This window comes from Actinomadura sp. CNU-125, from assembly GCF_001942465.1.
Classification (GTDB): Bacteria; Actinomycetota; Actinomycetes; order Streptosporangiales; family Streptosporangiaceae; genus Spirillospora.
This window is the reverse complement of record NZ_MKJY01000170.1, coordinates 1-11,110: the sequence shown is the minus strand read 5'-3', so window position 1 is coordinate 11,110 and position 11,110 is coordinate 1. Positions and strand designations below refer to the sequence as shown.

Below are 11,110 nucleotides of genomic sequence, written 5' to 3'. Positions count from 1 at the left end.
CACCGGGGAGGGCCGCAACATCACCAACGACGCCTACCTGGTGCCGATGGACGCGACGGACGAGTTCGCGGCGGCCGTCCGGGAGTCGGCCCGGGACCTGCCGGGCGTGCGCGTCGAGGTCACCGGCCCGTGGGCGCCCTACAGCTTCGCCACGCCGCGGACGCCGCGCGTCGACGTCGAGGACGGGGACCGGCGTGGGCGATGACGTCCTGCTGCGGGGGTTCGACGACGAGCCGGCGCTCGCCGGGCACCAGGTCGCGCTGATCGACCTGCTGGACCGGCTGCTGAACACCGGGGCCGTGCTGACCGGCGACCTGGTGCTGTCGATCGCCGACGTGGACCTCGTCCGGATCAACCTGCGCGCCGTCGTCCGTTCCGTCACCCCCGACGACCCCGCACCGTGGTGAGCATCGTGACCGAAGAACATCGCCGCCCCGCCCCGTCCAGGGGCCCCGCCCCGTCCGGCCGTCCCGGCGCGTCCGGCCGTCCCGGCGCGTCCGGCGACCTGCGGCTGGACGGGGTGGCGGACGCCGACGCCGCGCGCGGCTTCGAGCTGCTGCCCGCCCCGCCCGGCGAGCCGAAGGTGCCGAGCGTCGCCGAACGCCTGAACACCGACCCCGAGACGGTCGAGCGCGACCTCGTCAAGCTCGTGCTGACGGTCGTCGAGCTGCTGCGCCAGCTCATGGAGCGCACGGCGCTGCACCGCGTCGACCAGGGCGACCTGACCGAGGAGCAGGAGGAGCGCATCGGCATGACGCTGATGACGCTCTACGACCGGATGGAGGATCTCTGCGAGCGGCACGGCCTGACCATGGACGAGCTCAACCTCGACCTCGGTCCGCTCGGGACGCTCCTCCCGCCCCCGTGACCGCTACTGGTTCATGTGCTCGATCTGCAGGAGGTTGCCGCAGGTGTCCTCGAAGACGGCGGTCGTCACGGGCCCCATGTCGACGGGTTCCTGGGTGAACCGGACGCCGAGGGCCCGCAGCCGTTCGAACTCGGCGCCGGTGTTGTCCACGGCGAACGCGGTGGCGGGGATGCCGTCCGCGACGAGGGCCTCCTTGTAGGGCTTGACGGCGGGGTGGCCGTCGGGTTCCAGGAGGAGTTCGGTGCCTTCGGGCTGCTCGGGCGAGACGACCGTCAGCCAGCGGGCCTCGCCCAGGTCGACGTCGTGCTTCTTCACGAACCCGAGCACGTCGGTGTAGAAACGTTCGGCTTTCGCCTGGTCGTCGACGAAAACGCTCGTGATGTGGATCCTCATCGCTGCCTCCCATTCGGCTTGAGCCACCGGTCGGCGATGCGCTCAAGAGGTTCGGTTTCCAGGTCGTGGAACTTGTAACGGCCCTCGCGCCGGGTGCGGACCAGGCCCGCCTCCTCCAGCACGGCGAGGTGCTGGCTGATCGCCTGCCGGGACGATCCGAGCCCGTGCCTGTTCGTGAGCCGCGCGCAGATCTCGAAGAGGGTCTGCCCGTCGCGCTCGGTGAGCTCGTCGAGGATCGTGCGCCGCGTCGCGTCGGCCAGCGCCTTGAACACATCATCGGACACGCACCGATCATATGCAAGTCACGGCTTGCCTATCAAGCCTTGACGTGCTCGTTTATCTCCGCCCCGGCGAGGGATGGGTGGTTACGGCGAGTCGGCCGAAAAAATCTCGGGGCGGGATGTCGAGAAGCGGGAGACGGCTCCGATCGATGGGTGAGGGCGCCCGCCGGGGGCGCCGCGAACGGAGGGTTGCGAGATGGGCGAGGTCACCTGCGACATCGGGATGTCCCTGGACGGCTACGTGGCGGGGCCGGACCAGAGCCTGGAGAACCCGCTCGGCGTCGGCGGGGAACGGCTGCACCGGTGGATGTTCGAGCAGCGCGAGCAGAACGCCGACGCGGTCGAGGGCATCCTGGAGGCGGGCGCCTACATCATGGGGCGCAACATGTTCGCGCCCGGACGCGGCGACTGGGACCTGGACTGGACGGGCTGGTGGGGCGAGGAGCCCCCGTACCACGCACCGACGTTCGTCCTCACCCACCACCCGCGCGAGCCGCTGCCGATGAAGGGCGGGACGACGTTCGAGTTCGTCACCGACGGGATCGCGGCGGCGCTCGTCCGGGCCCGGGAGGCGGCGGGCGAGAAGAACGTCTCGATCTGCGGCGGGGCGCAGACCGTCAACCAGTACCTGGCGGCGGGGCTGATCGACGAGCTGCGGCTGCACGTGGCGCCGGTGATCCTCGGCGGGGGCGAGCGCCTGTTCGACGGGGTGGGCGACCTCGGCGTGCGCGCGCCCGGCGACGCGCCGGGCACCGACCTGGTCACCCACCTCACCTACCGCCTCACGCGCTAGCCGGCGGCGGGCGTCACGAACTCGGGCTGGTCGAGGATCCGCAGCCAGCTCCCGTCGGGCTGCCGCGCGGCGACCTGGGCGCGGGCGCCCGCGCCGTCGCGCGGCGGCGTCGAGGTGAGCGCGATGTCGCCGTTCACCAGCGTGGGGAGCGGTTCCTCTGGCTCGAACCGGGGGCGGTTCGACAGGACCTTCTCCCACAGTTCGCGGATCGCGTCGCGGCCGACGGTGGTGGCGCCGGGCGGGTACGCCAGCACGGCGTCCTCCGCGTAGAGCTCCGCCACCCCGGCCGCGTCGCCCGCGTTGGAACGTTCAACGAACAGGCGGGTGATGTCTTCGGGACGCATGGCCTTCTCATGGTTCGGCATGCGTCCATGATGGGGAGCCGGTGAGCCATAAGTCCAAGACATGTTGTTTCTAGTGAGCAGAAGCAACGCTTATGGAAGTGGTTCGGGGGCGCGCCTCCGCGAGGAGCCTCCGGTCCGCGGTCGGTTGATAAGATCATGCGATGCGGCTTTTGAGTGATGAGGACGTTCGTGCGCTGCACGCCAAGTACGCCCCGACTCAAGAGGCGTTCGACCTCGTCCACTCGCACTGCGAGACCGTCTGGCGCATCGCCGAGCAACTGCTCGACCGCCGGGAGTTCGGCGTCGACACCGAACTCGACGCCGAACTCGTCCGCGTCGGGTGCCTGCTGCACGACATCGGCGTCTACCGGCTGTACGACGCGGACGGCGGCTTCGACCACGCGGGGTACATCCGGCACGGCATCCTCGGGTACGAGATCCTCGCCGACGAGGGGTTCCCCGAGGCCGTCTGCCGGTTCTGCTCGCACCACACCGGCGTGGGCCTCACCCGCGCGGACGTCCGGAAGCAGGGGCTGCCGCTGCCGGTCGCCGACTACCTGGCGGAGACGGTCGAGGAGGAACTCGTCATGTACGCCGACAAGTTCCACAGCAAGAGCGATCCGCCCCGGTTCGTCCCCGCCGACGAGTTCGCCCGGCATGTCCGCCGGTTCGGGGACGAGAAGGTCACCGCCTTCGAGGAGATGTGCGGCCGGTTCGGCGTGCCCGATCTGGCGGCCGTCGACTCCGGTACCGCACCCAGCTGACTCCTCTCATCGCGACTCCCCCGGGGCGCACGTTCCGGCCGGTCAGCGCGGTGCGCGCGGCAGGCCGAGGCCGATCATCGAGATCAGCTCGCGCTGGATCTCGTTGACGCCGCCGCCGAACGTCAGCACGAGCGCGCCCTTGACGCCCTCGTCGAGCCGTTCGATGAAGTCGGCGGTGGCCGGGTCGCCGGGGTCGCCGAAGCGTGCGAGGACGTCGCCGATGATGCGGCCGACGTCCTGCATCCGCTCCGACCCGTAGATCTTGCTGGCGGACGCGTCGGCGGCGCCGAGCCAGCCGAGGTCCTGGTTCGCGGCGACCTGCCAGTTCAGCAGCTCGTTGACGCGCAGGTACGCGCGCACCCGCGCGATGGCGCGGCGGACGGCCGGTTCCTCGATGGGCGGGCGGCCGTCCCGTCCGGCCGAGGTGCGGGCCCACCGCTCGAACCGGTCGTAGGTGTGGCCGATGTTCCCGGCGGGGGCGAGCGTGACCCGCTCGTGGTTGAGCTGGTTGACGATGAGGTCCCAGCCCTTGTTCTCGCCGCCGATCAGCATGTCGGCCGGGACCCGGATGTCCTGGAAGTACGTCGAGTTCGTGTGGTGCCGGCCGTCCATGGTGATGATCGGCGTCCAGGAGAACCCGGGGTCCTTGCAGTCGACGATGAGCATCGAGATGCCCTTGTGCTTCTTGGCGTCCGGGTCGGTGCGGGCGGCGAGCCAGACGTAGTCGGCGTGCTGCGCGCCCGACGTGAAGATCTTCTGCCCGTTGACGATGTAGTGGTCGCCGTCGCGGACGGCCGTGGTGCGCAGCGCCGCGAGGTCGGTGCCGGCGCCGGGCTCGCTGTAGCCGATCGCGAAGTGGCACTCGCCCGCCAGGATGCGCGGGATGAAGTACTCCTTGTGCGCGTCGGAGCCGTACTCCAGGATCGTCGGCGCGACGGAGTTCAGCGTGATCAGCGGGTAGGTGACCTCGGCCCAGGCGATCTCGTTCGCGAAGATCGTCTGCTCGACGGGGCCGTAGCCGCGGCCGCCGTACTCCTTCGGCAGCGCGACGCCGAGCATCCCGTCGCGGCCGAGCCGCCGGGTGTGCTCCATGTACGCCTCACCGAACGGGTCCTGCCGGATCGCCTCGGCCTGCGCCGGGGTCAGGCAGTTGCGGAAGTACTCGCGCAGCTCGGCGCGGAGCTTCTTCTGCTCGTCGGTCAAGTCGATGAACATTCAGACCTCCTGAGCCTGCACGATGGCGCCGAGCGCGTCGAGGGTGTCCTCGGGGCCGCCGAGGAGGTGCCCGTAGTGCTTGCCCCAGGCGAAGTAGCGGTGCAGCGGGTAGGTGACGTCGAGGCCGATGCCGCCGTGCAGGTGCTGGCAGGTGTAGAGGGCCTGCATGACGGGTTCGCACGCGTTGAAGGCGGCGATCGCCAGCACCTCGTCGGTGTCGGGGGCGTCCTCGGCGAGCCGCCACACGCCCGCCCAGACGGCCACGTCGAGCGCGCGCTTGGCGATGTAGACGTCGCCGATCTGCATGGTGACGGCCTGGAACTGCGCGAGCGCCCGCTCGAACTGCTCGCGCGTCTTCACGTACTCCTTGGTGAGGTCGAGGGCGCCCTCGATCACCCCGGACGAGACGGCGACGGCGCCCGCGACGGCCGTCCGGCGCAGCGTGTCCCAGGCGGCGCCGTCCGTCCCGGACGGTCCGCCGAGCAGCGCGTCCGCGCCGACCCGGACGCCGTCCAGCGCGATCCGCGACAGCGGTTCGGAGATCGCCGACGGCTGCGCGGTGATCGTCACCCGCGACGGCTCGACCAGGAACACCCCGACGCCCGCGCCCTCGACCCGTGCCGGGACGAGGATCCGCGCGGCCTCGCGGGCGCACGGCACGAACGTCTTGACGCCGTCGAGGACGAAGCCGTCGCCGTCCCGGCGGGCCGTCGCGGCGACCTCGCCGGCCGGGCCGACCTCGCGGTACGCACCGGTCAGGACGGTCTCGCCCGCGGTCAGCGGGGCCAGCAGCGCGCGCTGCTCCGGCGTGCCGTGCTCGGCGATCGGGAGCGCGGCGAGCGCCAGCGACGCGTACGCCGGGACGGGCGCGCGACGCGCGCGCCGACCTCGCGCAGGACGACCGCCAGCCCGGTGGGGCCGAGGCCCGCGCCGCCGACGTCCTCGGGCAGGACGGCGCCGAGCAGCCCGGCCTGCGCGAGGGCCTTCCAGGCGCCGCCGTCGAACGCGGGGCCGCCCTTGCCGTGTTCCCCGTCGAACGCCTCCAGCCGTTCGGCCGTGGCCTCGCGGGCCAGGACGTCCGCGGCGAGGCCGCGGAGTTCGCTCCGCGTCTCGTCGAGGTTGAAGTCCACTCATCCGCTCCCTTCGGGCAGCTGCGGCCGGCCGCGCCGACCCCATGGCCGAAAGTAGAACAGATTCTACTTTGTGTCCAGGGGGAGTGATCAGCGGTCCCGGCGCCGTGATTCGCCTAGCATGGGCGCGTGGACGAACGCAGAACGGGCACCCGAGGACGCGCCCGGCATCGACCGTTCAGATAACAGGTTCTTGCACTGGTTGTAGGCTGGGGGCGACACGGCGGGCGAACGCGCCCGCACGAAGGGAATGAGGACCGTGACCGCAGAGCCGACCGTGGCCGAGGACGAGAGCGCGGGGCAGCCCGCCGGGCGGGCGGGCCAGAACGCGCGGTCCCGCAGCCAGCACCAGCGGCGTAAGCGTATCGTCCAGGCCGCCGCCGCGCTCGCGTCGCGCGGCGGCATCGAGGCCATGCAGATGCGCACCGTCGCCGAACGGGCCGGCGTCGCGCTCGGCACCCTCTACCGCTACTTCCCCTCGAAGGACGACCTGGTCGTCGCCGTCGTCGGCGAGGAGATCGACCTCCTCGAACGCAGCATCGAGCGGCGCCCGCCCCGCGCGGGCACGTCCGCGCAGCGGGCGGTGGAGGCGCTGATGCGCGCCACCCGCGGCCTGATGCGGGAGCCGGAGCTGGCCGCGGCGCTGATCCGGTCGCTGCTGCTGTCGGACGTCCAGACCGACTTCAGCGACCGGATGACCGCCCTGCTGCTGCGCGCCGCCGTCGGCCCCGGAACCGACGCCGACCCGGACGACGCGCAGCGCGTCATGGCGCGCGCGCTCACCGCCGTCTGGACGATGGAGATGATCGAGATGCTGCGCGGGCAGGCCGGGGCCGACGAGATCCAGGCCCGGCTGGAGCTCGCCGCCGGGCGGCTCCTCGGCGGCTGAAACGGCGGGTGGAACGGCGGACGGGCGGCGGAAGGGATCTTCCGCCGCCCGCCGCGTTCCGCCGGTCAGCTCACAGGCGCTGCCCGGCCTCGTCGACGATCCCCGCCTCGACCTGGACGGTCAGCCGCAGCAGGTCGCCCTTGCGCACCGAGAGGACCATGTCCTCCCCGCGGCTGGTGTTGTCCTTGATCGCGATCGCGCGCTCGCCGAGGTACTCGTAGGTCTCCGGGTCGAAGAGGATCTCCTCGTGCAGGTAGCCCTCGGTGACCCGGCCGAGCGCGATGGCCTGGCGTCCCGCCATGTCCACCTTGTCCTTGACGAGCGTCACTTCCGGGATCTTCTTGATCGCGCGGAACACGGCCGCCTCGACCTTCGGCGGCAGCACGTTGTCCCGCAGGATCACGCTGAGCTTCCCGTACGCGCTGATCTTCCCCTCCACGGTCGGCACGCCCTCGGCGACGTCGCCCGGCTCCGTGTAGGCCCACTTCAGCAGCGCGTCCGGATCCGTGGGGAGCTTCGCCAGGCTCGCGTAGTCCTGCGGCGGCGAGGACGCGGGCATCATCGGCGACTTCTCCAGCTTCCCGTTCTCCATGTACGCGAGGACCTTGCCGTCAGCGCGCTTCCAGCTCCGGCTCGTCCGGGTGTCGGCCGGGTCGTCCGACAGCGGCCCGTTCGGGGTGTCGCCGCGCCGCACCCGGTGCTCGGTGTAGATCCACTGGTCCGGGCGCGGCGGCGTGAACGGGCGGGCCTCCGCGGACTTCGCGGCCCGCTCCAGCAGCTCGGACGCGAACGCGACCGGCGCCGCCGGGACGCCCGGCACGACCGCGGTCGGCCGCCCGTTCTCGTCCACGCCGCCCGCCGACTGCAGCACCGTCACGCCGACGACCGCGGCCGTCGCGAGCGCGCCGACCGCGGCGAGCCCGACCCCGAGGCGCGGGAGCCGGACGGTCCGCGCGGCGGACCGTCCGGCCCGGCGGGCGCGCGTCCGGCGGTGCGGTCCATGAGCGCGGCGCGGGCCGCCGCACGGGCCCCGGACGAGGGCGCGGCGGGCTCGTCCCACGCCTCGCGCAGGGTTTCGATGTCGTTCATCGGATGTCGTCCTCTCGAAGTTCGAACTTCGCGCCCAGCGCGGCGCGGATCTTCTTGCGGGCCCGGTGCAGCCGCGACCGCGCCGTCCCGGCCGGGATGCCGAGCGCGTCGGCCGCCTCCTGGACGCCGAGGTCGGCCCACGCGACGAGCAGCAGCACGTCCCGGTCGCCGCGCGGCAGCCTCCGCAGCGCCTTGGCGAGCGGCCCGCGGGCGGCCTGCGCGTCGAGCCGTCCGGCGACGCGGTCGGCGTGCCCCGGTTCGACGTCGCGGGTCCCGGCGCGGGCCAGCGCCCGGTACTGGCGGGCCTCCGCACGGTGCTGCCGGGCGATCAGGTTGGACGCGATCCCGTACAGCCAGGGGCGGGCGTCGGCGCGGGACGCGTCGTAGCGGTCGCGCCGGTCGAACGCGATCAGGAACGTCTCGGCGGCCACGTCGTCGGCGATCACCGGGCCGAGGCGGCGCGCCGCGTACCCGTGGATCGCGGGATAGTGCCGGTCGAACAGGGCCGCGAAGCACTCCGGTTCCGTCACCGAGCGCCGGACGATCTCGGCGTCGCCGCTGACGGTCGGCGCCGTCATGCGCGCCCGCCCGCCGGATCGGGGGGCCGCGGGGGGTCAGGGATCATGTCGTGCCTTCCGCCGTGAGCGTCGGTCACTCCCGCTTCGCCGATCCCCCGGCGCGCGTTCGCGCTTTCTTCGGACGGGGCGGCACGTTACAGCGGGCGGCGGGGCATTCCGCTGTGTGACCGGGCGATTCCGCACTAGCCTTGGGTCCCGACAGCGCCGGGACGAAGAAGGTGTGCCAGTGACCGAGCAGGAACCGATCCTCAGCGACGGGGTCATCATCGAGTTCATCGATGGCAAGGACGTTCCCGTCCAGCACAAGGACTTCGGTGAGCGGGCCGTCGTGATGCGCGACGCGAAGAACTCCGAGGGCCCGATCCTCTACTTCACCGAGGCCGAGTGGGACGCCTTCATCGCGGGCGTCAAGGACGGCGAGTTCGACGACCTCCTGGAGGAGGAGCCGACCGAGGGCTCCTGAACCCCCGCCTCCGGCCCCGCACCCGAATCCCGGGTCGCGGGGCCGAATCGTCCCGGTTTCACCGGGCACGTATGCGTCCGACAGGGGCGACGGGCGGCCGAAGGGGGCGGCAATGACCGACGTCGAGATCATCGAGACCGCGGCACTGGGCGACCGCAGCCACGTCGCCCACGACGGCGAACACGCGATCGTCGTCGATCCGCAACGCGACCTCGACCGCGTCGCCCGCGTCCTGGACGAACGCGGCCTGCGGTGCGCGCTCGTCCTGGAGACCCACGTCCACAACGACTACGTGTCCGGCGGCCTCGAACTCGCCCGCGCCACCGGCGCCGAGCACGGCCTGCCCGCCGCCGCGTTCCTCGCGTTCGGCCACCGCCCCCTCGCCGACGGCGACGAACTGGACGTCGGCGACCTGCGCGTACGGGCCGTCGCGACGCCCGGCCACACCGACGCCCACCTCGCCTACATCGTCGACGGACCCGGCGGAACCGCCCTGTTCACCGGCGGTTCGCTCCTCTACGGGACGGTCGGCCGCCCCGACCTCGTCGCCCCGTCCCGCACCGGCGAACTGGCCCGCGCCCAGTACCGCTCCGCGCACCGCCTCGCCGGACTCGCGGGCGACGACGCCCGCGTCTACCCGACGCACGGATTCGGCAGCTTCTGCTCGTCCGCCCCCGCCGCCGACGACGCCGTGTGGACGCTCGGCGACGAACGCGCCCGCAACGACGCGCTGACCGAACCGTCCGAGGACTACCTGGGGCTCGTCGTCGTGCACCGGATCCGGCACGGCAAGCAGTCCTGATCCGGGGCCGCCGATTCCCGCGCGCGCTGATCGATTGCGTGGTAGAACTCTCGGCGTCAACGCCCTTCCCCCGGAGACCGACATGCGCAAGCGCTCCGCCGCCGCAGCGACCCTCCTCGGCGCCGCCCTCCTGTTCCCCACCGCCGCCCAGGCCGACATCGCCCACTCCGCGGTCGTCTCGGCCGACCCGGTGGACGGCACGCCGCACGTCCTGGACGGGACGGTCCGCGCCATCGCGGTCGTCGGCTCCACGGTGGTCGTCGGCGGCAACTTCGAGCAGGTGCGGGAGGCGGGCGGCGGCGCGAAGGCGACCGCCCGCGCCAACCTGTTCGCGTTCGACCTGTCCACCGGGAAGATCAGCACGACGTTCGTCCCGAAGATCGACGGGACGGTCTACGCGCTGCAGCCCGGCCCGGACGGCACGGTCTACGTCGGCGGCCGGTTCAAGAACGTCGCGGGCGCCGCGACCGGGCCCGTCGCGCGGCTGCAGGTGTCGACGGGCAAGGTCGTGACGTCCTTCAAGCCCGCCGTGCCGCGCGGGAAGGTCGCCACCATGGTGCGGCGCGGCAACCGGCTGTACATCGGCGGGACGTTCACGCAGGTCGCGAAGAAGACCGTCACCGGGCTGGCGCGCCTCAACGCCACGACCGGCGCCCTCGACCCGACGTTCGCCATCACGCTGAGCCAGCCTCGCGCCGGGACGCTGAAGGTCGCCAACCTCATCGTGAACCCGCAGGACACCCGCCTGGTCGTCAGCGGGACGTTCACCCGGGCGGCGGGCAAGAGCCGCTACCAGATCGCGATGATCGACACCGGGGCGAAGCAGGCCGCGGTGACGTCCTGGGCGACCGAGGCGTACACCTCGCCGTGCAACCGGCAGTCGTTCGACACCTACATGCGCGGCATGGACTTCTCCCCGGACGGCTCCTACTTCGTCGTCACGACGACCGGCGGCCCGTACGGCCCCCGCCAGATGTGCGACACCGCCGCCCGCTGGGAGACGAACAAGACCGGTTCCGGCCAGAAAGCGACGTGGATCAACCACACCGGCGGCGACACGCTGCTGTCCACGGCCGTCACCGGTGCCGCCGTCTACGTCGGCGGGCACCAGCGCTGGATGGACAACCCGTACGGCTCCGACTCCCCCGGACCGGGCTCCGTCGCACGTCCGGGCATCGCGGCGCTGAACCCCAAGACCGGCAAGGCCCTCTCGTGGAACCCGACCCGCAGCCGCGGCCACGGCGTCGAGGCGCTCGTCGCGACGCCCAAGGGCCTGCTCGTGGGCAGTGACACCGACGAACTCGGCCACGAGTTCCATGGGCGCATCGGCATGTTCCCGCTACGGTAAGTCTGCACTGGCGAGAGGAGCGGGCATGACGGGGTGGGAACGGCACGGTGACACGCCGCCGAACTTCGGACGTGCCGCCGGGCCGGACGACCGTCCACCGCTCGACCGTCCACCGCGCGGCCGCCGCGCCCGCCGGGCCGCCGCCGCCCGCGC

The 11,110-nt window shown here is 72.3% G+C and carries 17 protein-coding genes; 9 read left to right on the top strand and 8 right to left on the bottom strand.

Going from position 1 to position 11,110, the window contains the following annotated elements; translation table 11 throughout:
* The 3 genes from BJF79_RS20565 to BJF79_RS20555 form a co-directional block, all read left to right on the top strand.
* Positions 1 to 205 (top strand): GvpL/GvpF family gas vesicle protein (locus tag BJF79_RS20565; RefSeq protein ID WP_187357029.1); only part of this gene is annotated, 205 nt, incomplete at its 5' end.
* A complete protein-coding gene (locus BJF79_RS20560) occupies positions 195 to 407 on the top strand; it encodes a gas vesicle protein (RefSeq protein ID WP_075899670.1) in 213 nt (70 codons plus the stop codon). The genes BJF79_RS20565 and BJF79_RS20560, both read left to right, overlap by 11 nt.
* 5 nt (positions 408 to 412) lie before the next feature.
* Entirely contained in the window at positions 413 to 868 is a 456-nt protein-coding gene (locus tag BJF79_RS20555) for a gas vesicle protein K (RefSeq protein WP_083733613.1), read from the top strand.
* A gap of 3 nt (positions 869 to 871) precedes the next feature.
* Here BJF79_RS20555 and BJF79_RS20550 read toward each other — a convergent pair whose 3' ends face one another.
* Together BJF79_RS20550 and BJF79_RS20545 are read right to left on the bottom strand one after the other, a co-directional pair.
* A complete protein-coding gene (locus BJF79_RS20550) occupies positions 872 to 1,261 on the bottom strand; it encodes a VOC family protein (RefSeq protein WP_075899668.1) in 390 nt (129 codons plus the stop codon).
* Positions 1,258 to 1,545, bottom strand: a complete 288-nt coding sequence (locus tag BJF79_RS20545) for an ArsR/SmtB family transcription factor (RefSeq protein WP_075899666.1) — start codon at positions 1,543 to 1,545, stop codon at positions 1,258 to 1,260. The genes BJF79_RS20550 and BJF79_RS20545 overlap by 4 nt, the downstream gene beginning before the upstream one ends.
* 193 nt (positions 1,546 to 1,738) lie before the next feature.
* Here BJF79_RS20545 and BJF79_RS20540 point away from each other — a divergent pair, with 193 nt between their 5' ends.
* Positions 1,739 to 2,335 carry a dihydrofolate reductase family protein gene (locus tag BJF79_RS20540; protein WP_075899664.1) on the top strand — a complete coding sequence of 199 codons (597 nt, stop codon included), beginning with the start codon at positions 1,739 to 1,741 and terminating at the stop codon, positions 2,333 to 2,335.
* On the opposite strand, the gene BJF79_RS20535 is transcribed toward BJF79_RS20540, so the two are convergent.
* Complete coding sequence (locus tag BJF79_RS20535) at positions 2,332 to 2,679, bottom strand: YybH family protein (protein ID WP_262402328.1); 348 nt, start codon at positions 2,677 to 2,679, stop codon at positions 2,332 to 2,334. The genes BJF79_RS20540 and BJF79_RS20535 overlap by 4 nt on opposite strands.
* A gap of 161 nt (positions 2,680 to 2,840) precedes the next feature.
* Between BJF79_RS20535 and BJF79_RS20530 the strand changes: the two genes are divergently transcribed.
* Positions 2,841 to 3,443 carry an HD domain-containing protein gene (locus BJF79_RS20530; protein WP_075899660.1) on the top strand — a complete coding sequence of 201 codons (603 nt, stop codon included), beginning with the start codon at positions 2,841 to 2,843 and terminating at the stop codon, positions 3,441 to 3,443.
* A gap of 42 nt (positions 3,444 to 3,485) precedes the next feature.
* Here the strand turns inward: BJF79_RS20530 and BJF79_RS20525 are convergent, their stop codons facing one another.
* The 3 genes from BJF79_RS20525 to BJF79_RS60860 form a co-directional block, all read right to left on the bottom strand.
* On the bottom strand, positions 3,486 to 4,658 hold the full coding sequence (locus tag BJF79_RS20525; RefSeq protein WP_075899658.1) for an acyl-CoA dehydrogenase family protein: 1,173 nt from the start codon (positions 4,656 to 4,658) through the stop codon (positions 3,486 to 3,488).
* Positions 4,659 to 5,318, bottom strand: a complete 660-nt coding sequence (locus tag BJF79_RS60865; protein ID WP_262402327.1) for an acyl-CoA dehydrogenase family protein — start codon at positions 5,316 to 5,318, stop codon at positions 4,659 to 4,661. It abuts the gene before it with no gap.
* Between the two features lie 116 nt (positions 5,319 to 5,434).
* The gene (locus BJF79_RS60860; protein WP_262402326.1) at positions 5,435 to 5,788 is read right to left on the bottom strand and encodes an acyl-CoA dehydrogenase family protein; all 354 of its coding nucleotides are present in this window, start codon (positions 5,786 to 5,788) and stop codon (positions 5,435 to 5,437) included.
* Between the two features lie 259 nt (positions 5,789 to 6,047).
* Here BJF79_RS60860 and BJF79_RS20515 point away from each other — a divergent pair, with 259 nt between their 5' ends.
* A complete protein-coding gene (locus tag BJF79_RS20515; protein WP_262402325.1) occupies positions 6,048 to 6,677 on the top strand; it encodes a TetR family transcriptional regulator in 630 nt (209 codons plus the stop codon).
* Positions 6,678 to 6,747: 70 nt separating this feature from the next.
* Here the strand turns inward: BJF79_RS20515 and BJF79_RS20510 are convergent, their stop codons facing one another.
* On the bottom strand, positions 6,748 to 7,737 hold the full coding sequence (locus tag BJF79_RS20510) for a CU044_5270 family protein (RefSeq protein ID WP_075899655.1): 990 nt from the start codon (positions 7,735 to 7,737) through the stop codon (positions 6,748 to 6,750).
* 25 nt (positions 7,738 to 7,762) lie between these two features.
* Complete coding sequence (locus BJF79_RS20505) at positions 7,763 to 8,344, bottom strand: RNA polymerase sigma factor (protein ID WP_075899653.1); 582 nt, start codon at positions 8,342 to 8,344, stop codon at positions 7,763 to 7,765.
* Between the two features lie 226 nt (positions 8,345 to 8,570).
* Here BJF79_RS20505 and BJF79_RS57290 point away from each other — a divergent pair, with 226 nt between their 5' ends.
* From BJF79_RS57290 to BJF79_RS20490, 3 genes are all read left to right on the top strand, one after another.
* Positions 8,571 to 8,807, top strand: a complete 237-nt coding sequence (locus BJF79_RS57290; RefSeq protein ID WP_075899651.1) for a DUF397 domain-containing protein — start codon at positions 8,571 to 8,573, stop codon at positions 8,805 to 8,807.
* A gap of 112 nt (positions 8,808 to 8,919) precedes the next feature.
* Positions 8,920 to 9,609 (top strand): MBL fold metallo-hydrolase, encoded by a 690-nt coding sequence (locus BJF79_RS20495; protein ID WP_075899649.1) that lies wholly within the window; start codon positions 8,920 to 8,922, stop codon positions 9,607 to 9,609.
* A gap of 82 nt (positions 9,610 to 9,691) precedes the next feature.
* Positions 9,692 to 10,957: a delta-60 repeat domain-containing protein gene (locus BJF79_RS20490; protein WP_075899647.1), complete on the top strand. Its 1,266-nt coding sequence runs from the start codon at positions 9,692 to 9,694 to the stop codon at positions 10,955 to 10,957.
* Positions 10,958 to 11,110: the final 153 nt, after the last annotated feature.